The sequence below is a fragment of the Microbacterium sp. che218 genome (genome assembly GCF_040436305.1).
Classification (GTDB): domain Bacteria; phylum Actinomycetota; class Actinomycetes; order Actinomycetales; family Microbacteriaceae; genus Microbacterium; species Microbacterium algihabitans.
On sequence record NZ_AP031501.1, the window covers coordinates 376,314 to 402,010 of the forward strand.

At 69.8% G+C, this 25,697-nt stretch carries 28 protein-coding genes and 2 tRNA genes; 22 read left to right on the top strand and 8 right to left on the bottom strand.

Going from position 1 to position 25,697, the window contains the following annotated elements:
- Nucleotides 1-76: 76 nt before the first annotated feature.
- Nucleotides 77-2,626, bottom strand: coding sequence for an aminopeptidase N (gene pepN / locus ABXS86_RS01775; protein ID WP_353665429.1), 2,550 nt, complete (start codon nt 2,624-2,626; stop codon nt 77-79).
- 147 nt (nt 2,627-2,773) lie between these two features.
- Here pepN and ABXS86_RS01780 point away from each other — a divergent pair, with 147 nt between their 5' ends.
- The 5 genes from ABXS86_RS01780 to ABXS86_RS01800 all read left to right on the top strand — a co-directional run bounded on the left by ABXS86_RS01780 (nt 2,774) and on the right by ABXS86_RS01800 (nt 8,293).
- On the top strand, nt 2,774-3,961 hold the full coding sequence (locus ABXS86_RS01780) for a ferrochelatase (protein ID WP_353665430.1): 1,188 nt from the start codon (nt 2,774-2,776) through the stop codon (nt 3,959-3,961).
- 89 nt (nt 3,962-4,050) lie between these two features.
- Nucleotides 4,051-4,593: a ribose-5-phosphate isomerase gene (locus ABXS86_RS01785; RefSeq protein ID WP_353665431.1), complete on the top strand. Its 543-nt coding sequence runs from the start codon at nt 4,051-4,053 to the stop codon at nt 4,591-4,593.
- Nucleotides 4,593-5,585 carry an Fpg/Nei family DNA glycosylase gene (locus ABXS86_RS01790; RefSeq protein WP_353665432.1) on the top strand — a complete coding sequence of 331 codons (993 nt, stop codon included), beginning with the start codon at nt 4,593-4,595 and terminating at the stop codon, nt 5,583-5,585. Before ABXS86_RS01785 ends, ABXS86_RS01790 begins: the two co-directional genes overlap by 1 nt.
- A gap of 582 nt (nt 5,586-6,167) precedes the next feature.
- Nucleotides 6,168-6,800 (top strand): FMN-binding negative transcriptional regulator, encoded by a 633-nt coding sequence (locus ABXS86_RS01795; RefSeq protein WP_353665433.1) that lies wholly within the window; start codon nt 6,168-6,170, stop codon nt 6,798-6,800.
- Entirely contained in the window at nt 6,797-8,293 is a 1,497-nt protein-coding gene (locus tag ABXS86_RS01800; protein ID WP_353665434.1) for an amidohydrolase, read from the top strand. The genes ABXS86_RS01795 and ABXS86_RS01800 overlap by 4 nt, the downstream gene beginning before the upstream one ends.
- Nucleotides 8,294-8,475: 182 nt before the next feature.
- Here ABXS86_RS01800 and ABXS86_RS01805 read toward each other — a convergent pair whose 3' ends face one another.
- The 5 genes from ABXS86_RS01805 to ABXS86_RS01825 form a co-directional block, all read right to left on the bottom strand.
- The gene (locus tag ABXS86_RS01805; protein ID WP_154096551.1) at nt 8,476-8,961 is read right to left on the bottom strand and encodes a Dps family protein; all 486 of its coding nucleotides are present in this window, start codon (nt 8,959-8,961) and stop codon (nt 8,476-8,478) included.
- 109 nt (nt 8,962-9,070) lie between these two features.
- On the bottom strand, nt 9,071-10,279 hold the full coding sequence (locus ABXS86_RS01810; protein ID WP_353665435.1) for a signal peptidase I: 1,209 nt from the start codon (nt 10,277-10,279) through the stop codon (nt 9,071-9,073).
- A complete protein-coding gene (locus ABXS86_RS01815; protein WP_307211389.1) occupies nt 10,276-10,785 on the bottom strand; it encodes a hypothetical protein in 510 nt (169 codons plus the stop codon). The genes ABXS86_RS01810 and ABXS86_RS01815 overlap by 4 nt, the downstream gene beginning before the upstream one ends.
- Nucleotides 10,782-11,294 carry a hypothetical protein gene (locus ABXS86_RS01820; RefSeq protein ID WP_353665436.1) on the bottom strand — a complete coding sequence of 171 codons (513 nt, stop codon included), beginning with the start codon at nt 11,292-11,294 and terminating at the stop codon, nt 10,782-10,784. Before ABXS86_RS01820 ends, ABXS86_RS01815 begins: the two co-directional genes overlap by 4 nt.
- Before the next feature lie 12 nt (nt 11,295-11,306).
- Nucleotides 11,307-11,903 (bottom strand): alternate-type signal peptide domain-containing protein, encoded by a 597-nt coding sequence (locus ABXS86_RS01825; protein WP_353665437.1) that lies wholly within the window; start codon nt 11,901-11,903, stop codon nt 11,307-11,309.
- A gap of 165 nt (nt 11,904-12,068) precedes the next feature.
- Here ABXS86_RS01825 and ABXS86_RS01830 point away from each other — a divergent pair, with 165 nt between their 5' ends.
- Together ABXS86_RS01830 and ABXS86_RS01835 are read left to right on the top strand one after the other, a co-directional pair.
- Nucleotides 12,069-12,647: a gamma carbonic anhydrase family protein gene (locus tag ABXS86_RS01830; protein ID WP_353665438.1), complete on the top strand. Its 579-nt coding sequence runs from the start codon at nt 12,069-12,071 to the stop codon at nt 12,645-12,647.
- Nucleotides 12,648-12,657: 10 nt separating this feature from the next.
- Complete coding sequence (locus ABXS86_RS01835; RefSeq protein WP_353665439.1) at nt 12,658-13,026, top strand: hypothetical protein; 369 nt, start codon at nt 12,658-12,660, stop codon at nt 13,024-13,026.
- Nucleotides 13,027-13,033: 7 nt separating this feature from the next.
- Here the strand turns inward: ABXS86_RS01835 and ABXS86_RS01840 are convergent.
- Nucleotides 13,034-13,107: transfer RNA gene (locus tag ABXS86_RS01840), tRNA-Gly, on the bottom strand.
- Nucleotides 13,108-13,301: 194 nt separating this feature from the next.
- Between ABXS86_RS01840 and ABXS86_RS01845 the strand changes: the two genes are divergently transcribed.
- The 8 genes from ABXS86_RS01845 to ABXS86_RS01880 all read left to right on the top strand — a co-directional run bounded on the left by ABXS86_RS01845 (nt 13,302) and on the right by ABXS86_RS01880 (nt 19,734).
- A tRNA-Pro gene (locus tag ABXS86_RS01845) sits at nt 13,302-13,375 on the top strand.
- Nucleotides 13,376-13,447: 72 nt separating this feature from the next.
- Nucleotides 13,448-14,956, top strand: a complete 1,509-nt coding sequence (gene tig / locus ABXS86_RS01850; protein WP_353665440.1) for a trigger factor — start codon at nt 13,448-13,450, stop codon at nt 14,954-14,956.
- 227 nt (nt 14,957-15,183) lie between these two features.
- The gene (locus ABXS86_RS01855; protein ID WP_353665441.1) at nt 15,184-15,672 is read left to right on the top strand and encodes a tetratricopeptide repeat protein; all 489 of its coding nucleotides are present in this window, start codon (nt 15,184-15,186) and stop codon (nt 15,670-15,672) included.
- Nucleotides 15,673-15,749: 77 nt separating this feature from the next.
- On the top strand, nt 15,750-16,337 hold the full coding sequence (locus tag ABXS86_RS01860) for an ATP-dependent Clp protease proteolytic subunit (protein WP_174799692.1): 588 nt from the start codon (nt 15,750-15,752) through the stop codon (nt 16,335-16,337).
- A gap of 23 nt (nt 16,338-16,360) precedes the next feature.
- Nucleotides 16,361-17,023, top strand: a complete 663-nt coding sequence (locus ABXS86_RS01865; protein ID WP_056231073.1) for an ATP-dependent Clp protease proteolytic subunit — start codon at nt 16,361-16,363, stop codon at nt 17,021-17,023.
- A 278-nt stretch (nt 17,024-17,301) separates the two neighbouring features.
- The gene (clpX, locus tag ABXS86_RS01870; RefSeq protein WP_144835365.1) at nt 17,302-18,570 is read left to right on the top strand and encodes an ATP-dependent Clp protease ATP-binding subunit ClpX; all 1,269 of its coding nucleotides are present in this window, start codon (nt 17,302-17,304) and stop codon (nt 18,568-18,570) included.
- Nucleotides 18,571-18,611: 41 nt separating this feature from the next.
- The gene (locus tag ABXS86_RS01875) at nt 18,612-19,145 is read left to right on the top strand and encodes a hypothetical protein (RefSeq protein ID WP_307211372.1); all 534 of its coding nucleotides are present in this window, start codon (nt 18,612-18,614) and stop codon (nt 19,143-19,145) included.
- A 79-nt stretch (nt 19,146-19,224) separates the two neighbouring features.
- A complete protein-coding gene (locus tag ABXS86_RS01880) occupies nt 19,225-19,734 on the top strand; it encodes a GNAT family N-acetyltransferase (RefSeq protein ID WP_353665442.1) in 510 nt (169 codons plus the stop codon).
- Between the two features lie 51 nt (nt 19,735-19,785).
- Here ABXS86_RS01880 and ABXS86_RS01885 read toward each other — a convergent pair whose 3' ends face one another.
- A complete protein-coding gene (locus ABXS86_RS01885) occupies nt 19,786-21,837 on the bottom strand; it encodes a M3 family metallopeptidase (RefSeq protein ID WP_353665443.1) in 2,052 nt (683 codons plus the stop codon).
- Between the two features lie 67 nt (nt 21,838-21,904).
- On the opposite strand from ABXS86_RS01885, the gene ABXS86_RS01890 reads away from it, so the two are divergent.
- The 7 genes from ABXS86_RS01890 (at nt 21,905) to ABXS86_RS01920 (ending at nt 25,228) form a co-directional block, all read left to right on the top strand.
- Entirely contained in the window at nt 21,905-22,195 is a 291-nt protein-coding gene (locus tag ABXS86_RS01890; RefSeq protein ID WP_307211366.1) for a WXG100 family type VII secretion target, read from the top strand.
- Nucleotides 22,196-22,231: 36 nt separating this feature from the next.
- Nucleotides 22,232-22,813 (top strand): YbaB/EbfC family nucleoid-associated protein, encoded by a 582-nt coding sequence (locus ABXS86_RS01895; RefSeq protein ID WP_353665444.1) that lies wholly within the window; start codon nt 22,232-22,234, stop codon nt 22,811-22,813.
- Between the two features lie 2 nt (nt 22,814-22,815).
- Nucleotides 22,816-23,130, top strand: coding sequence for a hypothetical protein (locus ABXS86_RS01900; protein WP_353665445.1), 315 nt, complete (start codon nt 22,816-22,818; stop codon nt 23,128-23,130).
- A 2-nt stretch (nt 23,131-23,132) separates the two neighbouring features.
- The gene (locus tag ABXS86_RS01905) at nt 23,133-23,888 is read left to right on the top strand and encodes a hypothetical protein (RefSeq protein ID WP_307211359.1); all 756 of its coding nucleotides are present in this window, start codon (nt 23,133-23,135) and stop codon (nt 23,886-23,888) included.
- A 9-nt stretch (nt 23,889-23,897) separates the two neighbouring features.
- The gene (locus ABXS86_RS01910; protein WP_353665446.1) at nt 23,898-24,254 is read left to right on the top strand and encodes a DUF2510 domain-containing protein; all 357 of its coding nucleotides are present in this window, start codon (nt 23,898-23,900) and stop codon (nt 24,252-24,254) included.
- Between the two features lie 168 nt (nt 24,255-24,422).
- Complete coding sequence (locus ABXS86_RS01915) at nt 24,423-25,019, top strand: helix-turn-helix domain-containing protein (RefSeq protein ID WP_353665447.1); 597 nt, start codon at nt 24,423-24,425, stop codon at nt 25,017-25,019.
- Nucleotides 25,016-25,228, top strand: coding sequence for a hypothetical protein (locus ABXS86_RS01920; protein ID WP_307211353.1), 213 nt, complete (start codon nt 25,016-25,018; stop codon nt 25,226-25,228). Before ABXS86_RS01915 ends, ABXS86_RS01920 begins: the two co-directional genes overlap by 4 nt.
- Nucleotides 25,229-25,697: the final 469 nt, after the last annotated feature.

The window sequence follows — 25,697 nt, forward strand, 5'->3', positions numbered from 1 at the left end:
CGCGACGAGAGGATGACCCCCAGACGACGGATGCCCCCTCCCGAGGGGGAGGGGGCATCCGATCAGGCGGGGCGCGTTACTGCGCGTCGCGCTCCTGCACGGCCAGCGCACGCTCGACACCGGCGAGGTTCTCGCCGACGAGGCGACGCAGCGCGGGGGCGGCGTCGGCGTTCTGTGACAGCCACTGACGCGTCGCGTCGCGCAGCGCCTTGTTCGCCAGGGCGGCGGGGTACAGGCCCACGATCAGGTACTGAGCGATCTGATAGCTGCGCGACTCCCAGATGGGCAGCAGCATCGCGAAGTACGGCTCGACGAAGTCGGCCAGCACACCGACGGTGGTGGGGTTGGTGAACCCGGCGGCCGTCGATCGCACGATCGTGTTCGGCGCATCGGCGCTGTCGATCAGCGACGACCAGGCCTCCTGCTTCGCCTCGTGCGAGGGCAGCGAGGCCTTGGCCATGGCCGCGAACTCCCCGCCCTTCGCGGTGTTGTCCGCTGCGCGCGCCTCGTCGATGTCGGCGGCGGTGACCACGCCCGCCGAAGCGAGCGAGACCAGCAGCTGCCACGACAGGTCGGTGTCGATCTCGAGGCCGTCGAGCGAGGTCGACCCGTCGCGCAGGGCCTTGACCGTCTCGGCGTGGGCCGGGGTGGAGGCCGCCGACGCGAACGCCGTGACGAACTGCAGCTGGCTGTCGCTGCCGGCCTCGGCCTTCTGCGCCAGCTCCCACAGGCCGTCGGCCACGCGCTCGCGGGCCGCGTCGCGGGTCGCGGGGGCGACGTACGAGTTCGCGGCGAGCTGCAGCTGACCCAGCGTCGTGCGCACCGTGGTCGACTCGGTCTCGGAACCGATGTTCTGCAGCACCAGGTCGAGGTAGTCGGTGGCCGAGGCCTCGGCATCCCGCGTCTGGTCCCACGCCGCACCCCACACCAGCGAACGCGCGAGCGGGTCGGAGATGTCCTTCAGGTGCGCGATGGCGGTGGCCAGCGAGCGCTCGTCGAGACGGATCTTCGCGTAGGCGAGGTCGTCGTCGTTGAGCAGCACCAGGTCGGGACGACGGATGCCGCGGAGCTCGGCGACCTCGGTGCGGTCGCCGTCGACGTCGAGCTCGATGCGGTGCACGCGCTCGAGGGCTCCGGCGTCGTTCAGCGAGTAGAAGCCGACGCCGAGGCGGTGCGGACGAATCGTCGGGTAGTCGCTGGGCGCGGTCTGCACGATCGCGAAACGCGTGATGGTGCCGTCGCCGGACTCTTCGATGAGCGGGGTGAGCGTGTTGACGCCCGCGGTCTCGAGCCACTTCTTGGCCCAGTCGCCCAGGTCGCGCCCGCTCGTGGTCTCGAGCTCGGTGAGCAGGTCGCCCACCTCGGTGTTCGACCACTGGTGCTTCTGGAAGTACGCCGCGACGCCCGCGAAGAACTGCTCGATGCCCACCCAGGCGGCGAGCTGCTTGAGCACCGACCCGCCCTTGGCGTAGGTGATGCCGTCGAAGTTCACCTGCACGTCTTCGAGGTCGTTGATCTCGGCGACGACCGGGTGGGTCGAGGGGAGCTGGTCCTGGCGGTACGCCCAGGTCTTCTCCATCGCGTTGAAGGTCGTCCAGGCGGCCTCCCACTCGGTGGCCTCGGCGGTGGCGATCGTGGATGCCCACTCGGCGAACGACTCGTTCAGCCAGAGGTCGTTCCACCACTTCATGGTGACGAGGTCGCCGAACCACATGTGCGCGAGCTCGTGGAGGATCGTCACGACGCGACGTTCCTTCACGGCATCCGTCACCTTGCTGCGGAAGACGTAGGTCTCGGTGAACGTGACGGCCCCGGCGTTCTCCATGGCGCCGGCGTTGAACTCCGGCACGAAGAGCTGGTCGTACTTGGCGAACGGGTAGGGGAAGCCGAACTTCTCCTCGAAGTACGCGAAGCCCTGGCGGGTCTTGTCGAAGACGTAGTCGGCGTCGAGGTACTGCCACAGGCTCTTGCGGGCGAATACGCCAAGGGGGATGACGCGTCCGTCGGCGCTCGTGAGCTCGCTGGAGGTGGCCTCGTAAGGACCGGCGACGAGAGCGGTGATGTACGACGAGATGCGCGGGGTGGCCGGGAAGTCCCAGCGGGCGGTGTCGTCGGAGACGGCGACCGGCTCGGGGGTGGGGGAGTTGGAGACGACCTTCCAGCGCGCGGGCGCGGTCACCGAGAAGGTGAAGGCGGCCTTGAGGTCGGGCTGCTCGAACACCGTGTACATGCGGCGCGAGTCGGGCACCTCGAACTGCGAGTAGAGGTAGACCTCGCCGTCGACCGGGTCGACGAAGCGGTGCAGGCCCTCACCGGTGTTGGTGTACTCGCAGTCGGCCTCAACGATCAGCTCGTTCTCGGCCGCGAGGCCATCGAGCGCGATGCGCGAGTCGGCGAACACCTCGGACGGCTCGAGCGAGCGGCCGTTGAGCGTCACCGAGTGCACGGTGCGGGCGATCAGGTCGATGAAGGTCGACGCGCCCTCGGTGGCGGCGAAGGTCACGACGGTGCGCGAGGAGAAGATCTCGTCGCCACGCGTGAGGTCGAGCTGCACGTGGTAGTCGTGCGTGTCGACGATCGCGCGGCGCTCCTGCGCTTCGATGCGGGTCAGGTTCTCTCCTGGCACTGGCGTTCTCCCGGGGATCTGGGTGGATTGCGGACGACGCCATGGGCGTCACGACCGTCGACGCTGTTGGCGCCGACGACAACCGTATAAGCCTAGTAGCGAGATACCTCGCGTCCGGGCTGTTCGTGCAGGTGCGAGGATGTGATCGTGAGCACGACCGACACGGACACCACCCCCGAGACCGTCCTCTATGCGTCTCCCGCCGCGGCATCCGGACCCAAGTGGGTCGAGACGCCCGTGGCGTACGACGGCATCCTCCTCGCCGGCTTCGGCGGGCCCGAGGGCCAGGACGACGTCATCCCCTTCCTGCGCAATGTCACCCGCGGGCGCGGCATCCCCGATGAGCGCCTCGAAGAGGTCGCCCACCACTACCGCCACTTCGACGGCATCAGCCCGATCAACGCGCAGAACCGCGCGCTGAAGGCGGCGCTCGAAGCCGAGATCGAGCGGCGCGGACTGGGTCTTCCGGTCTACTGGGGCAACCGCAACTGGGGCCCCTACCTCGAAGAGGCCGTGACCGAGGCCGCCGGGGCCGGGCACACCACTCTGCTGGCCATCGCCACGAGCGCCTACAGCTCGTTCTCGAGCTGCCGCCAGTACCGCGAGGACTACGCCCGCGTGCTCGAGTCGACAGGCCTCGGCGAGACCGTGACCGTCGACAAGGTGCGCCAGTTCTTCGACCACCCCGGCTTCGTCGACACCTTCGTGCGCGGAGTGAAAGACGCCGTGTCCGGCTTCGTCGCCGAGGGCATTGCGCCCGAGAAGATCCGCGTGCTCTTCTCCACGCACTCGATCCCGATGGCGGACGCCGAGCGTTCGGGCCCCCGTGATGGTGGGTTCGTCGAGGGCGGTGCCTACGAGGCGCAGCACAAGGCCGTCGCCGAGGTCGTCATGGCCGAAGTGGCGGATGCCGTGGCCACCGTCGAATGGGAGCTCGTCTACCAGTCGCGTTCGGGCCCGCCCACCCAGCCGTGGCTCGAGCCCGACGTCAACGACGTCATCGCCGAGCTGCCCGGCCGCGGCGTCGAAGCCGTCGCGATCGTGCCCCTCGGTTTCGTCAGCGACCACATGGAGGTGCTCTGGGACCTCGACACCGAGGCCATGGAGGCCGCGGAAGAGGCCGGCATCAAGGCCGTGCGCACCCCGACCCCCGGTGTCGACCCCGCGTACGTCTCGGGTCTGATCGACCTCGTCGAGGAGCGCCTCAACGGCACCCCGAAGGCCGAGCGCCCGCACGTCACCGATCTGGGCCCCTGGTACGACGTGTGCCGCCCCGGCTGCTGCGAGAACATCCGCGCCGGGTTCAAGCCCGTCGCGGCGGGCATCCGCCCCTGACCACGCTCGACGCCGCCCGTCCCTTCCGAGGGGCGGGCGGCGTCGTCATGTCCGCCCTCGCTGTCCGCGGCTCTCAATAGGATTGGCCCATGCGCATCCACATCGGCACCGATCACGCCGGTCTAGAATTCTCCACCCAGATCCAGCACCACCTCGCCTCGCAGGGGCATGAGGTCGTCGACCACGGACCGATCGAGTACGACGCCCTCGACGACTACCCGGCCTTCTGCATCCGCGCGGCCCAGGCGGTCGTGCGCGACCAGGCGGCGGGCGTCGACGCCCTGGGCGTGGTGTTCGGCGGGTCGGGCAACGGCGAGCAGATCGCCGCGAACAAGGTGCTCGGCGTGCGCGCCGCGCTCGTGTGGAACATCTCCACGGCCGAGCTCGCCCGCGAGCACAACGACGCCAACGTCATCTCGATCGGTGCGCGTCAGCACACGTTCGACGAGGCCGCGTCGTTCATCGACCGTTTCATCGCGACCCCCTTCTCGGATGAAGAGCGTCACGCCCGTCGCATCGGCCAGCTCGCCGCGTTCGAGCAGGACGGGGTGCTGCTGCCCGACCCGCGCGCTGGCGACAAGCCGAACACGATGACCGACGCCAGCGACTCGTTCGACCCCGAGGCAGGCTGATGCCCGAAGGGCATTCCGTCCACCGCATCGCGCGGCAGTTCGACCGCAACATCGTCGGGCGCACCGTCGCGGCATCCAGCCCCCAGGGGCGCTTCGTCGAGGGCGCGTCGGTCATCGACGGCCGCGAGGCGGTCGAGGTGCGTGCCGTGGCGAAGCAGATGTTCCTCCGCTTCGACGGCGACGTCTGGCTGCGCGTGCACCTCGGCATGTACGGCGCGTGGGACTTCTCGGGCGACGTGGTCGTCGATGCGACCATCGCTTCGGCCAACGGCCGCATGGGACAGACGAACCAGCGCGGCACCGTGCTCGATGACGAACCGATCCTGGATGCCGCGGGCGAGAACTCCCTGACCTCGATCGGCGCCCCGCGGCGCGCGCGTGTGCGCATGTCGGAGCAGACGACGGGGCTCGAGGAGCAGAACGAGTGGCCCCCGCCGGTGGTCGGGCAGGTGCGCCTCCGTCTGCTCACCGACACCACCTGCGCCGACCTGCGCGGGCCGACCGCGTGCGTGCTGCAGACCCCCGACGAGGTACAGGCGACCATCGCGAAGCTCGGGCCCGACCCGCTCGTCGACGACCTCGCCGAGGGCGAGGAACGTTTCACCGCGACGGTGCGCAAGAAGCCCACGCCGATCGGGCTGCTGCTGATGGATCAGGCCGTCGTGAGCGGGATCGGCAACGTGTACCGCGCTGAGCTGCTGTTCCGCGCGCGGCAGAACCCGCACACCCCGGGGCGCGACGTGCCCGAGGAGGTCGTGCGCGGCATCTGGCGCGACTGGGCGGCACTGCTGCCGATCGGCGTCGAGACCGGTCAGATGATGACGATGGACGGGCTCGACCCCGCCGCCTACCGGCGCGCGATGGCGCGCCGCGCCGACCGGCACTGGGTCTACCACCGCGAGGGGCTGCCCTGCCGCGTGTGCGGCACGGCGATCGTGATGGAGGAGGCCGCCGGGCGCAAGCTCTACTGGTGTCCGAAGTGCCAGGCGTAAGAGCGGGGGTCGCGGTCGGGCAGGTGGCTGAGCCTGTCGAAGCCAGCGGCGTCGCGCGGGGTTCCTGTCGGGCAGGTGGCTGAGCCTGTCGAAGCCACCGGTCGCGGCGCGCGGTTCCGGTCCCTTCGACAGGCTCAGGGACCTGGGTGGGCGACTGGGCGTGAGGTGGCTGTGCCTGTCGAAGCCGCCGGGCGGAGCGTGGGTTGTGGTCGGGCAGGTGGCTGAGCCTGTCGAAGCCACCGGCGGCGCGCGGTTCCGGTCCCTTCGACAGGCTCAGGGACCTGGGCGGGCGATTGAGCGTGAGGTGGCTGAGCCTGTCGAAGCCACCGGGCATCTCGTGGGTTCCGTTCCCTTCGACAGGCTCAGGGACCTAGGTGCGACTGGGCGTGAGGTGGCTGAGCCTGTCGAAGCTGCCGGGCGGAGCGTGGGTTGTGGTCGGGCAGGTGGCTGAGCCTGTCGAAGCCACCGGTCGCTGCGCGCGGTTCCCGGTCCCTTCGACAGGCTCAGGGACCTGGGTGGCGACTGAGCGTGAGGTGGCTGAGCCTGTCGAAGCCACCGGGCGCTGCGTTCTAGGCTGATCCGGTGCGTCAGAACCCGAGCTTCGCGATGACCGACGTCGGAGAGATCCGCCGTCTGATCCACCTCAACCCGTGGGTGACCCTCGTCAGCCAGACCGACGACGGCCTCGTCGCCTCGCACTACGCGGTCATGCTCGACGACACCCGCGACGACCTCACGATCGTCGGGCACGTCGGCAAGCCCGACGACGCGATCCTCGGCCTCGGCGAGCGGGAGCTGCTCGTCGTCGTGCAGGGCCCGCACGGCTACATCACGCCCCGCTGGTACGGCGACGTGCCCGCCGTTCCCACCTGGAACTTCGTGTCGGCTCACCTCTCCGGCATCCCGGAACTGCTCTCGCCCGACGAGAACCTCCGCGTGCTCGAACGGCTCGTCGACCGCTTCGAAGGCGACGGCGACGACGCCCGGGGTCTGTACCGCCTGCCCAACGACGAAGCCTTCGTCGAGCGTCTCGAACGCGGGACCGTCGGATTCCGCCTCGCCCCGACCCGCGTGACGGCGAAGCGCAAGCTCAGTCAGAACAAGACGGCCGAGGTGGTCGAGACGATCATCGCGGGCCTCGCCGACGAAGGCCCCGAACGGGCGCCGCTCGTCGCCGAGATGCGCCGCGCCGCCGACGCCCGGGTGCGCCCGTGATCGGTGAGCAGGTCGGCTTCGTCCGCGCGGTTCGCGTGGCGGGACCCGGCCGGGAGTTCCTCCCGACGACCGAGCCCGTCGACCTCGTGCTCGCCGGCGGACTCATCGTCGACATCGCGCCGACGGGCAACCTGCGCCCCACCGGCATGATGCTCGACGGTGAGGGCGGCTGGCTGCTGCCCGGGCTGTGGGACCACCACGTGCACGCGCTGCAGTGGGCTCTCGTCGCCGACCGCGTGCCTCTCGGCGAGGTGTCGACCGCCCGCGAGGCGGCCGCGATCATGGCGCTCGCCCCCACCGACGACGAGGGCCGCCGGGTCGGGGCGGGCTTTCGTGACGGTCTGTGGCCCGACGCACCCTCCCTCGATCTGCTCGACGGGGTGACGGGAGAGGTGCCGACCTACCTCATCAACGCCGACGTGCACAGCGTGTGGATGAACAGTGCGGCCTTCCGTCGCGAGGGCTTCGAGCCCGCGGCATCCGGAGTCGTCGTCGAAGAGGACGCGTTCGAGATCTCGCGCCGAGTGAACGCCGGAGCACCGGATGCCGCCGACCGGGCCGTCGAGCGCATGGCACGCGCCGCGGCTGCCCGGGGGATCGTCGGTCTCGTCGACCTCGACATGACGTGGAACGACGAACCCTGGCAGCGCCGTGTCGCCCGCGGATTCGACACGGTGCGCGTGTCGTACGGCACCTACCCGCAGGATCTCGACCGCGCGATCGCCGAGGGGCTGCGTACGGGAGACCCCGTGCGCGGAGCCACGAACGACCTCGTGCGCGTCGGCCCGCTCAAGGCCATCACCGACGGCTCGCTCGGCACCCGCACCGCCGCGTGCGCCCACCACTATCCGGGCGAGGTCGGCAACCACGGCCTGCTCACGGTGCCGCCCGACCAGCTCGTCGAACTCATGACGCGCGCGACCGCGGCGGGACTCGAGTGCGCGATCCACGCCATCGGCGACCTCGCGAACGCCCACGCCCTCGACGCCTACGCCCGCACCGGAGCGGTGGGCACGATCGAGCACGCCCAGCTAGTGGCGCACGCCGACATCCCGCGCTTCGCCCGTCTGGGGGTCGCCGCGAGCGTGCAGCCTGAGCATGCGCTCGACGATCGGGACATGACGGATGCCATCTGGGCCGAGCAATCCGCGCAGCCCTACCCGTTGCGCGCCCTGGCCGACAGCGGGGCGAATCTGCGCTTCGGCTCCGACGCGCCGGTCGCTCCGCTGGATCCCTGGGCGGCCATGGCATCCGCCGTCTTCCGCACCCGCGACGGACGCGAGGCCTGGCAGCCGCACCAGCGGGTCGACATCGACACGGCCATCGCGGCGTCGACCGTGGGCGGTTCGACCGCCCCCGCGGAGATCTCACCCGGGGCACTGGCCGACCTGGTCATCGTGGGCGCCGACCCGCGAACGGCCGACGAGCGCGGCCTGCGGGCGATGCCGGTGCGTGCGACGCTCGTCGCCGGCCGCGTGACGCACGGCGCCTGACGCACGCGCCCTCCCCGCGAGCCGGCGCGTGCGCTCGCACGCACGCACGCACGCGTGAGGGGTCACCTTCTGTCGCCTGGTGCATCGCGAGGCGACACGACGTGACCCCTCACGCGGGGGCGCACCCCAGGAACGACGGAGGGGGCGGTGCCGCAGCACCACCCCCTCCGGAAAAGCCGTCTTTACGCGGCGAGGTGCGCGAACAGGAACCAGCGGTCCTTGTCGAGACCGCGCTTGATCTCGATGGCGACGTCCTGGCTCGACATGTCGATCTCGTCGAGGCCCTCGATGGCGGCCTCGATGTCGACCAGCACGGCGTCGATGTCGGCGATCACGGCGCGGATGACGACGTCGGACTGCGCGAAGCCGGCGGGCACCTCGGTGGCCTTCGCCTTGGCGGCGACGGTCGACAGGCGCGAGTCGATGGGAAGACCCAGGGCGACGATGCGCTCGGCGGCCAGGTCGGCCCAGTCCTGCGCGTGCGCCACGACGGTGTCGAGCAGCTCGTGCACGCCGATGAAGTTCGAGCCGCGCACGTGCCAGTGCGCCTGCTTGCCGTTGACGACGAGGGCCTCGAGGCCGATGACGACGGGGGAGAGGAACTGGGCGGTGCCGGAGGCCATCGTCGGGTCGACGGTGGTGGCGGCGGGGGTCTGAACGGTGCTCATGTCTGCTCCTTGTCGCAGTGAACGAAGTCTGTGAATGCAACGCTACTCACGCGGGAGCATTCCGCAAGCAAGAGAAGGCTCGGCTAAATACCTGGTGAAAAGGCAATCCTTACCTTCTCTGCGGGCGTCGCGACCGCACCGCCACCCCGATGCCGATCGCGAGCGCGGCTCCGCAGACGAGGAGCGCGAGCGGCGCGCCGACTCCCGTCCAGGGGAGCACCCCCGACGGCGGACGGGCGACCGGTGGCTTGGGAGTGGTGACGGCCTGCGTGAGGGTGACCACGGGGAACACGGTGGCCGAGGCGGAGCGCGAGGCGTTGCCCGCAGCGGCATCCATCTTCAGCCCCACCTCGAGGCGCACCGTCTGTCCGGCCGGGATGATCTCGCTGACCCACTCCGCCCCGTCGGGCACCGGCGAGGCGGCGACCACGAGCTGGAGCGCAGATGCCAGCGCCTCATCGGGAACGGTGGCGGGGGCCGGAGCGGCGTCGACGCGCAACGCGGCTCGGGCCGGAACGGTGCCGGCGTTGCGCACCCAAAGCGTCGCGTCCGCCGTCTGGCCGGGAACGAGTTCGCCGACCCCGCCGAACAGCTCGACCGAGCCGTCGGGCACGAAACGCTCTCCGTCGACGCTCACGAGCAGTCGGCCGGGCGCCGCGGCATCCGGCACCTCCACCGCCGAGGCAGGGCTGGGGGAGAGAATCGGCGCGCAGACGAGGACCGCGATCAACGCGCCCGCGGCCGGACCCGCCGCCTTGGTGCGACGAGCGCGAAGGGTGTCGAAGGCGAGCAACGCCAGACCGTACCCGACGACGGCGACACCGATGGCCGCGACGACCGCGCCGCGTTGCTGCCCGCCGAAGACGGCGCCCGGATAGCCGAGGTAGGGCATCGCGAGCACGACCGTGCCCCGCAGCTGCTCCGACTGCACCGCGGGATCGTCGGTGTCGTTGGCGTCGCCGCGCGTGATCAGCAGCCGGTCGCCTCCCGTGCTGCTGGTCGTGCCGACGACGCGGTGGGTCACCACCGCGGGATCGCCGGAGCGGATCTGGTAGGTCACCACGTCGCCGATCCGCACCGCGTCGATGGGAACCGGGCGCACCGCGATGAGGGTTCCGGGCGGCATGCCGGGCTGCATGCTCCCGGTCAGCACGGTGTACGTCTGCGCGCCGAGGATCAGGGGCAGCACCACGGTGAGCAGGGCGAAGAGCGACACGACGGCGAGCACGACGGTGCCGATGATCGCGCGGGCGCGGGCCCAGCCGCGGCGCGACGGAGCGTCGGGTGGGGTGGTGCGGTGGTCGCGTCGGAGGTTCACGGCTGACACTTCACACCGCCGAGCAATCCGATCTGGAGCAGCCCGGTCACGGCGATCGGGGCGCCGTTGCTCGGCACCGACACCCACGCGCCGTCGGTGAGAGCTTGAACGGTGACGACGGAGGGCGTTGAACCGAGAAGGGTCGTCAGCAGCCCGCCGAGGACGCTCTCGAGCAGACCGGTGTCGATCCTCAGCGAGGTCGCCGTCTGTCTGTCGACGAGGACCCTCGTGGCCCCGGTCGGTGGATAAGTGAGAGTGACGCGGTACCCCGTCGCTCGGGCCACCGTGTTCCACGACAGGGTGGCGGTGGGTGCGAGCGCCGTGCCTCCGGTGGCGCAGCCGATGACGGGGGCGGCGAGAGAGGCCGCCGTGAGAGCCGGCGCCGCAGCCGTCGCCTCCGCCTCCCAGGCTGCCGACGCGGGGCCGACAGCGGGCGCGGCGAAGACGAGCACCGCCGCAGCCACACCGATCCCGAGGCGACGGTGCAGACGATTCCGCGCGATCATTGCGTCACCTGGACGGCCTTCACCGAGATGGACGGGGTCAACGCGGTGCCTTGGATGTTCGAGGGCGCGTCCGCTTTCAAGGTGACGCGCAGGCACAGGTCGACCGATTGCCCCGGGGCGAATCCGCCGGGCGGAGCGTAGGACGCGCCGGCGGCGATGATGGTGGAGCTCCCGCACCCTCCCACGTACAGCTGGGTCGTCAGGCTCGACGAAGCGGTCACGGTCGGAGCGAGGCGCCAGCGCAGGGTGGTGCCGGCGGCCCCCGTCTCGGTCACCGTCAGGACGGGTGAGTCCCGCGTCTCACCCGGAAAGAGGGGAAGGGCACTCGACCATGCTCCCTGCCACACCGCGGAGATCGCGAAGGCTCCGGATGCCACGGTGCCCGACAACGGCTTCTGCGCCTGCCAGTACGCCTGTGCCGCGGCGGTCCCGGTTCCCAGAACCAGGACCGCCGCGAGCAGCCCCGCCCACCGCAGCCGTCGCGTGACGCCCTCGTCGCGCTTCGACATGGCGGGCGCCGCTCAGCTGGAGGCCTGCGTGAGCGCGAACGAGATGTCGTTGAGGTTGACGCTCGTGGCGACCGCCGTCTGACCCGCCGTGGCCGGCTTGAACGTGATGGTCACGGTCGCGGTCGTCGTGCCGGAGTTCGCCTGCGTGAGACGGAAGGTGTTGTTGCCCGTCGAGGTGCCGTAGTTCGTCGGCATGGTCAGCGCGACGGTGAGGTTCTGCCCCAGGGTGCTGCCGCTCAGGGTCGCGCCGACCTTGGCCTGCAGGTCGGCCACCAGCGTGTCGCCCGTCAGGGTCACGGTCAGCGGCTGAGTGAGGGTCAGCACGTCACCGGGGACGATGCGGACGTTGGCGAGGTTGCTCACGGGCGTGACCGCTCCCAGGACGCCTTTCAGCGACCAGGTGCCCGCTCCGAGACCGAGGTCGAGGTTTCCGGAGTTGATCGGCGTGGCGGTGAGTGCCTGCTCGGTCGACCAGTAGGCGTAGGTGCCGCCGCCTCCGAGAAGCAGGGCGGTGCCAGCGGCGATCGCGAGGATCGCCTTGGCCTTCCGGTGGCGACGCACGGGTCGCTCATCGGTCGTGGCGAGGGTGGGTTCGGTGATCTGCGACATGACGACTCCTGTGTCGGTGCGGCTTATGCCACCGAAGCTAGGAGTTCGGTGTGAGTTCTCTGCTACTGATCCGCGGCAATGCGGTATCCGCCACCCCGCGCCTGCGTAGTCCGTTCTCGTGGTGCGTAGCCCCTCAGTAGGCAGTCGGCGGGCTAGCCTCGGCGCATGCCGATCGATGCGCTCGCCTCCGTCCTCGCCCTCCCCGGTGCCGCCCCGGTCATCGATGAGACCGCGTTCGTGGCATCCGGAGCCCGTGTGGTGGGCGAGGTGCATCTCGCCGCCGGAGCGAGCGTCTGGTACAACGCGGTGCTCCGTGGCGACAGCGCCGCCATCACGATCGGTGCGCGCAGCAACCTGCAGGACAACGTGTCGGTGCACGTCGACGCCGGCCGCCCCGTGACGATCGGCGCCGACGTCTCGGTGGGCCACAACGCCGTCGTGCACGGCTGCACGATCGGCGACGGCTCCCTCATCGGCATGGGCAGCGTCGTGCTGTCGGGCGCCGAGATCGGGGCCGGATGCCTCATCGCCGGGGGAGCGGTCGTGCTCGAGGGCACCGTCGTGCCCGAGGGCTCGCTGGTCGCCGGAGTCCCCGCGAAGGTGCGCCGCGCGCTCACGCCCGACGAGCGGGCGAAGATCCTCCGCAACGCGCAGACCTACCTCGCGCACGTCGAGCGCCACCGTTCGGCGGAGCAGATCCCGGATGCCGCAACCCCGGCCGACGGCGAGACATCGGGCGCGTAACCTCGCGCGCATGCACATCACATCTCTCGCCCCGAACGAGGTCTTCGTCTTCGGCTCGAACGCCTCGGGCGCGCACGGCGGGGGAGCGGCGCGATTCGCGATGAACCGCTTCGGCGCGATCTGGGGTCAGAGCGAGGGCCTGCAGGGGCAGTCGTACGGGATCGACACCATGTCGGGGCTCGAGGTCTTCGAGGAGCAGGCGCGACGCTTCGTCGCCTTCGCCGCGGAGCATGACGAACTGCGCTTCCTCGTGACCGAGGTGGGCTGCGGCATCGCCGGGTACCGGCCGGAACAGGTCGCGGGCTTCTTCGCGGGAACGGGCGAGAACGTCGTGCTGCCGGAATCGTTCACGCGCGAGCTCGAAAGCGGTGACGCCTGAGAAGAGGTGGAGGGGCTGACGAGAATCGAACTCGCATCATCTGTTTGGAAGACAGAGGCTTTACCACTAAGCTACAGCCCCGAATTTCCGCGGTTTTTGAAAGAATCGGGAAGTCGGACGACACCTACTCTACGACACGCTGAGGCCCCTCGCGAACGCCGCGGAGTCGGCATCCGGCAGCCGTGTCGCGCAAGGGGACCGGCGAAATGGGCGCAGCCAGGCCGATCGACTAGACTTTCAGCGGTCGTTTCGTCGGCGCGTGCCGCGCGCCGCCCCGGGGCGTAGCTCAGCTTGGTAGAGCGCCCGCTTTGGGAGCGGGAGGCCGCAGGTTCAAATCCTGTCGCCCCGACGAACGGCCCCACAGACCACAGGCCCAACCGGCCCCCGCGTGCGCGCGGGCCACACGAGGAGAACGAACCGCATGGTCAACAGCACCGTCGAGAAGCTCAGCCCCACCCGGGTCAAGCTGCACATCACGGTCTCGCCCGACGAGCTCAAGCCGAGCATCGCGCACGCCTACGAGCACATCGCGCGCGACGTGCAGATCCCCGGCTTCCGCAAGGGCAAGGTCCCCGCGCCGATCATCGACCAGCGCATGGGCCGCGGCGCCGTCATCGAGCACGCCGTCAACGAGGGGCTCGACGGGTTCTACCGCGAGGCCGTCGAGGCCAATGACCTCCGCGTCATCGGTCGCCCGAACGCCGAGATCGTCGAGCTCCCCGAGCTGAAGGACTTCTCCGGCGACCTGATCGTCGACGTCGAGGTCGACGTGCGCCCCGAGTTCGACCTGCCGGCCTACGACACCATCACGGTGACCGTCGACGCCGCCGAGGCCGACGAGGCCGGAATCGACGCTGAGCTCGACCGCCTGCGCGCGCGCTTCGGCACGCTCGTCACGGTCGACCGCCCCGCCAAGACGGGTGACTTCGTCGAGCTCGACCTGGTCGCCACGATCGACGGCAACGAGATCGACCGCGCCGAGGGCGTGTCGTACGAGATCGGCTCGGGCGAACTGCTCGAGGGCATCGACGAGGCGATCGAGTCGCTCACCGCCGATGAGGAGACCACCTTCCGCTCGAAGCTCGTCGGTGGCGAGCACGCGGGCGAAGAGGCCGAGGTCGCCGTCAAGATCACCGCCGTCAAGGAGCGCGAGCTGCCCGACGCCGACGACGACTTCGCCCAGATGGCGTCGGAGTTCGACACGATCGCCGAGCTGCGCGAGTCGCTCAGCGAGCGCGTGTCGCAGCAGGCCGTCTTCACGCAGGGTTCCGCCGCGCGCGACAAGTTCATCGACGCCCTCCTCGAGGCCGTCGAGATCCCCGTGCCGCCGCAGCTCATCGAAGACGAGGTGCACACCCACCTCGAGGGCGAGAACCGCCTCGAAGACGACGTGCACCGCGCCGAGGTCACCGAGGCGAGCGAGAAGCAGTTCCGCACGCAGATGGTGCTCGACAAGATCGCCGAAGACGCCAACGTGCAGGTGTCGCAGGACGAGCTGACCCAGTACCTCATCCAGTCGGCTGCGCAGTACAACATGGCGCCGCAGGACTTCGTCAACGCGCTGCAGCAGGGCAACCAGCTGCCCGCGCTGGTCGGTGAGGTCGCCCGCAACAAGGCCCTCGCCATCGCGCTCGGCAAGGTCACCGTCGTCGACACCGACGGCAAGCCCGTCGACCTGACCGGTTTCGTCGCCGTCGAGGGCGAAGAGCCCGCCGAGGGTGACGACGCCGACGAGACTCCCGCCGACGAGGCCGCCGCTGACGAGGCCCCCGCGAAGGCTCCCGCCAAGAAACGCGCCCCCGCGAAGAAGAAGGCCGCTGCCGACGAGGCTCCCGCCGACGAGGCCGCCGCTGACGAGGCCCCCGCGAAGGCTCCCGCCAAGAAGCGCGCCCCGGCCAAGAAGAAGGCCGACGCCGCTGACAGCGAGTAAGTCATGACGGAGGGGGTGGATGCCACGGCATCCGCCCCCTTCTTCGTTCCCGGATGCCGTCGAGCGTCCTCGACACGCGGTTCCGCGACCCGCTCGCGCGGCGTGTCCCGGGCGCGCGCCATGCCGGACATCAACCCCCATTGAGTGTCCAGGACACGCCGCACGGCCCGACGGTCAGCGGCGTGTCCTGGACACTCGACATGCCTGACGAGAAATGGATGCGACACATGGACGACTGGCAGAACAGAGTGGATGCCGTCTGGGCCGATGAGGCGCTCAGCCCCGAAGACGTGATCGTGCGCATCGACGAGCTCGCTGCCGAGCGGCCGGCCGATGACGCCGTCGCGCTGTTCGAGCGCGCCGGAGCGCGCGACTCGGCCGGGATCGAGGCCGAGGCCGAGGTGCTGTACCGCCGCGCGCTCGAGATCGGCCTCGACGACGAGCGCCGCACGCGCGCCACGATCCAGCTGGCGAGCACGATCCGCAACCTCGGCAAGACCGAGGAATCGCTCGCGATGCTGCAGGCCGAGTACGAGCGCGAACCCCGCGGTCCGCTGCACGACGCGGCCGCCGCTTTCTACGCCCTGGCGCTGGTGTCGAGCGGAGCGCCCGAGCGGGCGGCATCCGTCGCCCTTCAGGCCCTCGCACCGCACCTGCCCCGCTATACCCGGTCGGTGACCGGATACGCGCGAGAAATCGCCGGAACACCGCGCTGATCCGCCCGCGGCGAACACGGCATCCGGTGTCGGAGGCCCCCGGTAGATTCATTGCAGATCACGGAAGAGGAGCACACATGCCCGAACCCCTTATGGCAACGAGCGTCTTCGACAGACTGCTCAAGGACCGCATCATCTGGCTCGGTTCCGAGGTGCGCGACGACAACGCCAACGAGATCTGCGCCAAGATCCTGCTGCTTGCCGCAGAAGACCCGCAGAAGGACATCTACCTCTACATCAACTCGCCCGGTGGCTCGATCACGGCCGGTATGGCGATCTACGACACGATGCAGTTCGTGCCGAACGACATCGTCACCGTCGGCATCGGCATGGCGGCGTCGATGGGCCAGCTGCTGCTGACCAGCGGCACCAAGGGCAAGCGCTACATCACGCCCAACGCCCGCGTGCTGCTGCACCAGCCGCACGGTGGCTTCGGCGGAACCTCGAGCGACATCCAGACGCAGGCGCAGCTCATCCTCGACATGAAGCGTCGTCTGGCCGAGATCACCGCGGCCCAGACCGGCAAGAGCGTCGAGCAGATCAACGCCGACGGTGACCGCGACCGCTGGTTCACCGCTCAGGAAGCCCTCGAGTACGGCTTCGTCGACCACATGCGCGAGCACGCCACCGACGTCACCGGCGGCGGCGGAACCGCAGCGGTCTGAGGCGAGAGGAAAAGGACACTCACATGAACATCCCCACCTTCGGCGGCGCAGCGTCTCACATGCCGTCCAGCCGTTACGTCCTTCCTCAGTTCGAGGAGCGCACGGCCTACGGCTACAAGCGCCAGGACCCCTACAACAAGCTGTTCGAAGACCGCGTGATCTTCCTCGGCGTGCAGGTCGACGACGCGTCGGCCGACGACGTCATGGCCCAGCTGCTCGTTCTCGAGTCGCAGGACCCCGACCGCGACATCATCATGTACATCAACTCGCCCGGTGGCTCGTTCACGGCCATGACGGCGATCTACGACACGATGCAGTACGTCTCGCCGCAGATCCAGACGGTCGTACTCGGCCAGGCCGCCTCCGCTGCCTCCGTGCTGCTGGCCGCCGGTGCTCCCGGCAAGCGTCTCGCCCTGCCGAACGCCCGCATCCTGATCCACCAGCCCGCGATGGGCGAAGCCGGCCACGGACAGGCGTCCGACATCGAGATCCAGGCGCAGGAGATCCTCCGCATGCGCACCTGGCTCGAAGAGACGATGGCGCGCCACACCGGTCAGGACGTCGCCAAGGTCAACAAGGACATCGACCGCGACAAGATCCTCTCCGCCGCCGAGGCGATGGAGTACGGCATCGTCGACCAGGTGCTCACGACCCGCAAGCGCACCCCGGCGGCCCTCACCGCCTGACGCACTCGCGACACGACGAAGCCCCGCAGACCCGTTTCGGTCTGCGGGGCTTCGTCGTGCGCGGGGCTCGGCCGCGTTCGGCGCGTGCGGTGGCCACCGCGGCGGGGTGACGATCGCGGCGGTTCGACGGCCGAGATGATCCGGCGGGGGAGCGGATGCCGTGTGTCCGCCATCGGCGATCATGACGCCGCCGCGCGCGCGAATGCCCTCGGTTCGCGCGGGCTCGGGTTAGGCTCGGGTAACACACCGGCGCAGGCCGGGTGACGGGAGGATCCGCGATGGCACGTATCGGTGAGAGCGCCGACCTGTTCAAGTGTTCCTTCTGCGGCAAGAGCCAGAAGCAGGTGCAGCAGCTGATCGCCGGTCCGGGCGTCTACATCTGCGACGAGTGCGTCGAGCTCTGCAACGAGATCATCGAAGAGCGCATGGCCGAGTCGTCGGCCGGCGAGGTCGCCGAGTTCGATCTGCCGAAGCCGCGCGAGATTTTCTCGTTCCTCGAGGAGTACGTCGTCGGGCAGGAGCCCGCCAAGCGTGCTCTGGCCGTCGCCGTCTACAACCACTACAAGCGCGTGCGCTCGCACGGCACCCTTCAGCCCGCGGAGCAGCGCGCCGAAGAGATCGACATCGCCAAGAGCAACATCCTGCTGCTCGGGCCCACCGGTTGCGGCAAGACCTACCTCGCGCAGACGCTCGCGAAGCGCCTGAACGTGCCGTTCGCCGTCGCCGATGCCACGGCCCTCACCGAGGCCGGCTACGTCGGTGAAGACGTCGAGAACATCCTGCTCAAGCTCCTGCAGGCCGCCGACTTCGACGTCAAGCGCGCCGAGACCGGCATCATCTACATCGACGAGGTCGACAAGATCGCCCGCAAGGCCGAGAACCCCTCGATCACGCGCGACGTGTCGGGCGAGGGCGTGCAGCAGGCGCTGCTCAAGATCCTCGAGGGCACGGTCGCCTCGGTTCCGCCGCAGGGCGGCCGCAAGCACCCGCACCAGGAGTTCATCCAGATCGACACGACGAACGTGCTGTTCATCGTGGCGGGCGCCTTCGCCGGGCTCGAGGAGATCATCTCCGCCCGCGTCGGCAAGCACGGCGTCGGCTTCGGAGCGCCCCTCCAGCGCAAGGAGGACGCGCCCGACCTCTTCAGCGAGGCGCTACCCGAAGACCTGCACAAGTTCGGTCTGATCCCCGAGTTCATCGGTCGCCTGCCGGTCGTGGCATCCGTGTCGCCCCTCGACCAGGACGCGCTGACCGAGATCCTGACGACGCCGCGCAACGCGCTGATCAAGCAGTACCAGCGCATGTTCGAGCTCGACGGGGTTCAGCTCGAGTTCGACGACGACGCCCTGCGCGCGATCGCCGACCTCGCCGTCAAGCGCAAGACCGGCGCTCGTGGGCTCCGCGCGATCCTCGAAGACGTGCTCGGCCCGATCATGTTCGACGTGCCCTCGGCCGACGACATCGCCAAGGTCGTCATCACCCGCGCGGCCGTCGAAGACGGGGCGCAGCCGACGATCGTGCTGGCGCAGAAGCGCCGCAGCGCCTGACCGCGTCCCCCGTGTTCCACGGGCGCGGCGAGCAGCTGCGAGTGAGCCCTCTCACCGTCGGGGGTGTGACCCGCGGGGCTCGGCTGATCGTGCGTGATCGTCCGGGTGCCGCGCTGACGGCGCTCGTCGAAGCCCTGCGCAGCGAGCGATTCGACGTCGGCGACGACCGGGTGTCGAAGGCGTTGTCGGCACGCGGCTCGGAGTGGATCGCGCAAGACCTGCGCATCGGAGCCTCCGCCCCGACGTGGTCGTCGGGCATCGTGGATGCCGCCGTGCAGCACACCCCGCTCGCCTTCGTGCCCGGTCTCCGCCGGCGGGTGACCCCGACGGTCGTCATCACGAGCGCCCGGGCGCACGACGAGGGTGCGGAGCTCGTGGTGTTCTCGCACCCCACGCTGGTGGGCTGGACCACGGCGAACGACGCCGCTCACCTCGTCAGCGCCGCCCTCGACCGCGTCGAGGCGCGGTACGCGCCGGCGGGCCTGCTGGTCTCGCGGGAGGCGCTGCGCGGGATACCGAATGACGGGGCTCCCGCCTCGCAGGCGTTCGTGCGCGACGTGCTCGGCTGGCGCTGACGGATTGCGGCAAAGCGCCGTGCAGCAGGTTGTCGAGCCGTGGGCCGACACGATGTTTTGAGGCGGGCAGGATGGAGGGATGCTTTCGGATCTCTCCCTCCCCGTTATCCTCTCGAGCCGCACCGGGGCCGTGCAGGTGCGTCGCGCTGTTCCCGACGACCTGCCCGGGTTGATGGCGCTGCTCTCGGACGACCCCATCAGCGCGGCCCGCGGTGATCGTGGCGACGACTCCGACGGGGAGGCCTACGCCGCGGCACTGCGCTGCGTGTTGGACGCCCCGCTGAACGACCTCCTCGTGGTCGACGATGCGGCCGGCCGTCTGGTCGGCACCCTGCAGCTCACCGTGATCCCCGGTATGGCCCGACGCGGCGCCACCCGTCTGCTCGTCGAGGGGGTGCGCGTGTCGTCGGCCGAACGGTCGTCGGGCATCGGCACGGCCGTCATGCGGTGGGTGATGCACGTGGCCGCACCCGCGACCGGCGCGACCCTCGTGCAGCTGACCTCCGACGCCGCGCGCGTGGACGCCCACCGGTTCTACACGCGCCTCGGCTTCGTCGACTCGCACGTCGGCTTCAAGTACGCGGTCTGACGACGACGGACCTGGACGCACGACGCGACCGGGCCCGACGTTCGGCCGACCTCAACCGGCGAGACCGCGGCGTTCGAGGAGCGGCTGGATCTCGGCATCCCGACCCCGGAAATCGCGGTACGCGGCGAGAGGATCGCCGGAACCACCGACCCCCAGGAGCCTTTGGCGGAAGCGGTCGCCGTTCTCGCGCGTGAGGCCGCCGTTCTCGCGGAACCACTCCACGGTGTCGGCGTCGAGCACCTCGCTCCAGATGTAGGAGTAGTACCCGGCGCTGTAGCCGCCCGAGAAGACGTGGGCGAAGTACGTCGAGGCGTAGCGGGTGGGAACGGCGGGGTTGTCGAGGCCGATGTCGGCGAGCGCTCGCGCCTCGAAGGCCGCGACGTCGATGTCGGCCGACGCCTCATCGACCGAGAGGCCGTGCCATGCCTGATCGATCCACGATGCGGCGAGGTACTCGCTGGTCGCGAAGCCCTGGTTGAACGCCTCGGAGGCGTGCAGGCGCTCGACGACGTCGGCGGGCAGCGGCTCGTCGGTGTCGATGTGACGGGCGTAGTTCGTGAGGACCTCGGGCCAGAGGATCCACATCTCGTTCACCTGGCTGGGGAACTCGACGAAGTCGCGGTAGACGGCCGTTCCGCCGAAGTGCGGGTAGGTCACGGTGGCGAAGAGCCCGTGCAGGGCGTGCCCGAATTCGTGGAAGAGGGTGGTGACCTCATCCAGAGTCAGCAGCGTCGGGGTTCCGGGCGCGGGCTTGTTCACGTTGAGGTTGTTGACCACGACCGGGGCCGTGCCGCGCAGGGCCGACTGCGTCACGATGGAATTCATCCACGCACCGCCGCGCTTGCTGTCGCGCGTGTACAGGTCGAGCAGGAACAGGCCGAGCTCGCTGCCGTCGGCGTTGTGCACCTCGAACACGCGGACGTCGGGGTGGTAGCCCTGAAGATCGTGGCGTTCGGTCAGGCGGATGCCGTAGAGCTTCTCGGCCGCGAAGAACACGCCGTCGCGCAGCACGCGCTCGGCCTCGAACCACGGACGCAGGGCGGCGCGGTCGAGGTCGTACCGCTCGGCGCGGACCTTCTCGGTGTAGAACGCCCAGTCGTGAGCTTCGATCCGGATGCCATCGGCATCGGCGATCTTCTGCAGAGCCTCCTGCTCGGAGCGGGCGTTGGCGGCAGCGGGGGTGGCGAGCCGGCGCAGCAGGTCGCGCGCGGCATCTGGAGACCCCGCCGTCTGATCGGCGAGGACGGCGGCGGCGTGCGAGGGGTAGCCGAGAACCTCAGCGCGCTCTGCGCGCAGGCGCACGATCTCGCGGAGGACTCCGCGGTTGTCGTTGTCGTTGCCGCGCGCGGCGCGCGAGCGCGAGGCCGCGAGCAGGCGGCGGCGGCTCTCGCGGTTCGCGAGCGAAGCGAGCAGGGGGTGGCCCGTGTACAGCGTGAGGTTCACGACGTAGCGTCCGTCGAGGCCGCGGCTCGTGGCCGCCTGCGCCGCGGCCGACAGCTCGCCGTCGCTCAGGCCATCGAGTTCATCCGCAGTGTCGAACACCACCGCGAGCTCGTTGGTGTCGGCGAGCAGGTTCTTCTCGAACGCGGTCGTCAGCACCGACAGTCGCTGATTGAGCTGGGTGAGCTTCTGCTTCTGCGCGGCGTCGAGACCCGCGCCGGCCAGCGACATCTCGCGGTGGTACCGCTCGACGAGGTAGCGGCTCTCGGCGTCGCGGTCGAGGTCGTCGAGCTGCGCGTGCACGGCGGCGATTCGCGCGAACAGGTCGGCGTCGAGCTGGATCGCGTCGCGGTGCGCCGACATGAGGGGAGCGAGCTCTTCTTCGACGGCCTGGATCGCGAGGGTGCCGTCGGCGGATGCCACGGTGTAGAAGGTGCGCGCGACCCGGTCGAGCACCTGCCCGCTGCGCTCCAGCGCGACGAGAGTGTTCTCGAACGTGGGCTCGGCGCTCTGCGCGGTGATCGCGTCGACCTCCGCCCGCTGCGCGGCGAAACCGGCGCGGAATGCGGGGAGGTAGTGCTCGACGTCGATGCTGCCGTAGGGCGGCAGGTCGTAGGGGAGCGAGGGCGGCGCGAGGAGAGGATTGTTCACGGCATCCGTCATCGGTCCAGCGTAGTTGGCGAGCGAACTACGCTCGACGGACACCGGCGCCGTTCCATAGGGTGGAGCGATGAGCGACACGATCGAGGTCGATCCGGGGGCGATCGACACCATGGCGACGCAGATCGCGCTCGCACTCGAGGGCATGCAGACGGAGCTCGACACCCTCGACTCCGTCCTGCAGACACTGAGGCAACAGTGGTCCGGCGAGGCGTCCGATGCGTACCAGACTGCGCAGGGCCAGTGGCTCGGCTCCATGGAGGCTCTCCGCGCCTGGGGAGAACGGGCCGTTCAGGCGCTGCACGCCGTGTCATCGGAGTACACCCGCGCCGAGTCGGCGGTCATCGCACGCTGTACGTGACGCCACCGGGCGAGCGCACATATGAAGGGGGAGCATATGAACGATTCCGAGAAGGCCACTGGGGGCGGTGACGACCTCATGGCGCGCCTGACGGCGTTTCAAGGACGCGCACAGCAGGCGGTCGTCGATCTGACAGCTGTGCAGGAGCAACTGACGGCGCTCATGGTCGTGCCCGAGCCGACCGCCGTCACCGCCACGATCGACGCGACGGGAACGCTGGTCGATCTCGCCATCGACGAGCACGCCCGCCTTGAACTCACCGACGAGCAGTTGAGCGACGAGATCGCGATCGCCGTGGCGATGGCGGCACGGGACCGGCCGACGCTCGATGCCCGCGACCTTCGTGCGCAGGGAGCGGACGGCCTCGACGTCGCCGAAATGCTCGACGGCTTGTTTTCGGGCGCGGTGCCCCCGTCACCGCCCGAGCCGATGTGGAACGACGACAGGACCATTGCCGTCACCGTTGTCGCGGGCGTGGTGACGGACGTCCGCGCGCAGCCGCGGTGGCTCGGCAAGAGCATCGACGCCGTCGCCGTGCGGGAGATCGTCGAGGCCGCAGCCGCGGCTCAACGGCGATCGCGCGGGGGCTCATCGAGCGCGCCGACGGAAGGGGTCTGACCATGGTGGACGAATTCACCGTCTCTCCCTCGGCTCTCCGCGACGATGCGGCGACCTGGACCCAGTGGCAGTCCTCGCTCGACTCGATCCGGGGCGGGGTGCCTTCGGTCGATATCCTCGCGTTCTCGATCCTGCCCGGCGCGGTCACCGTGGCGGGCGCCTATCTCGGAGCCTCGCAGACATTCGTCGAGCAGCTCGGGGTCGGCGTGAAGCAGCTGACAGGAGTGGCCGACACGCTCCGGTGGTCCGCAGACCGCTACGCCGAGATGGAATCGACGAACCAGCAGACCATCGCGACCGCCGCTGAGGAGGGCTGAGCATGAACCCCGAAGCGATTGCCGCGATGATCCTGCAGGGATGCGACACCGCTGACCGCACGATCGACGCCGCCATGGCAACGGCGCCCGGCCTGGTGCGCGCCGCCCTCGATCATGTGCGCGTCTTCGGTCTTCCGCTCCCGGGACCGGCCAAAGACCTCGCGTACGACCTGATCATGGGCGCGGCCCGACGCGCGGCCGAGATCCTCCGGGAAGCGATCGACATCATCCGCATTCTGGCGCGGTCGGTGGGCCGACCCACCCTGCTGCGCACTGCCGCGACGCAGATCCAGACCGACGTGGTCGACGCGGCCGAGACGCTCGGTTCGTCGATGTCGCTCAACGACCTCGAAGCGACTGATTCCGACGCCTGGGATTCTCCGGCGGCCGAGTCGTACGAGAGCGCGTTCTCCGACCAGGCGCGCAACGTCGACGGCATCAGCGAGGTGGGACGCTCGCTGGTGCGACTTTTGAACGACATGGCGGCGTCGATCGAATCGTTCTACGGCGAGCTGCAGTGGGCTTACTTCGGGCTGCTGATCTCTGTGGGGGGCCTCGTCGTGGCCATCGTGACCGCGGCCCCGACCCTCGGAGTAGGGACGATCATCGGCCTCATCGCGTCGGTTGCGGGCGTGATCGTGAGCGTTGCGAGCGTGGTGATGGCGTTCACCAACTCGTCGAGCCGCAATGCAGGGCTCGCCGAGGAGCTGTCGTCCGCGCCCGCCATCGAGTGGAAGACCTCCGCCTTCGCGGGATGAGGACGAGACATGACGAACAACCCCCCACCGCCAGCACCCCCACCCGGGTGGTATCCCGACGCTCAAGGACGACAGCGTTGGTGGGACGGCTCGGCATGGACGTCGCACATCACGCCTCAGACGCCGCGGCGACCTACGGTTCGTCTGGGTGAGGGCTCGTTCGTCGGCAGCATCATCGCCGGCGTCTTCTGCGCGGTCCTCGCGCCCACGGCGCTGATCATGGGCGTGGTCGCGGCGTCGACGGGTCAAATCCCGCTCGCGGTCGCGGGAATCGTGACGTTTCTGGCCGTTATCGCCTTCGCCGTCGTCGCGTTCGCGAACGCGGCCGCGCTCTCCCGGCGCCGCAGAGGTACCCGAGCTCCCTGACCTTTTCGGTCCCGCGACGCCTGCAACCCAGGTCCCCGAGCTTGTCGAAACTCAGGTGCCTGAGCCTGTCGAAGGGCCGGGACTCGCAGCGCTGGGCGCAGCCCGGGTCTTGGAGACCGTCTTGACGGGTTTGTTGCAAAGAGATGCTTGCAAAGATATCTTTGCACTGTGACCGAGCAGCCATATCCCCGCGAAGAGCGCGTCCTCGACGCCGGCGCACTGCGCGCACTGGCGCACCCCCTACGGGTGCGGCTCTACGACATCCTCAGCCAGTACGGCCCGCAGACCGCGAGCAGCCTCGCGGAGCTGACGGGGGAGTCGACCGGAGCGACGAGCTACCACCTGCGCGCGCTGGCCCGTCACGACCTCATCCGGGAGGTCGCCGATCGGGGAACCGCCCGCGAACGCTGGTGGGAGCGCCCCGCCGGCAGCGTCACGCTGACGAACCCCGAGCTCGAGCACACGCCGTCGGGGCGCGCCGTGATGGAGGCCGTGCACTCCGAGACCCTGACGCTGCGCCACCAGCAGCTCATGCACTTCGCCACCCACGGGTGGGACGAGAACGAGCAGTGGCGCGAGGCGTCGGTGATCTCCACCGCGACCGCGCGGCTGACCGCCGAGCAGTCGCGCGACCTCGTGCAGCGCATCGGCGCGCTGATCGACGAGACCGTCCAGCGCTACCGGGATCAGACAGGCGAGGGTGTGCGGCCCGTCACGATCCGCAACGACGTCTTTCCGCTGCCGACCGAGAGGGGCTCCGCATGACCGCCGTCACCCGCACCATCGTCCTGCCGGTGCGCCCCACCCCCGTCGAGGCGGCCCTGCTCGCTCTGTCGCGGGCGATGGCCCGTGTCGCCGAAGAGCGGATGCGCCGTCGCGCGTGGGCCGTCGAAGCGGAGCCGGCGCGTCGAGCCGGTCGCGCAGCGTCTCAGGCGATGTCGGCGGATGCCGCGCGGTACGTGTTGCCGCGCTGACGCCGGAGGTTCCTGAGCGTGTCGAAGGGACCGGGACCCGCGCGCGACCCAGGTCCCTGCGTGCAACCCAGGTCCCTGAGCTTGTCGAAGGGACCGGGACCCGCGCGCGACCCAGGTCCCTGAGCCTGTCGAAGGGACCGCGACCTGCGCGCAACCCAGGTCCGTGAGCCTGTCGAAGGGCCCGGGACCCGCGTACCCCCGGTGGCTTCGACAGGCTCAGCCACCTTGCTTCAGGCCCGGCAACCTCGCAACCCAGGTCCCTGAGCCTGTCGAAGGGACCGGAACCAGTGGGACCCCGGTGGCTTCGACAGGCTCAGCCACCTCGCCGTGCGGCTGAATTGCCTCGAAACCGAGGTCCCTGAGCCTGTCGAAGGGCCCGGAACCCGCGTGTGCCCGGTGGCTTCGACAGGCTCAGCCACCTTGCCGAGCAACCCGCGAACCCCCGGTGGCTTCGACAGGCTCAGCCACC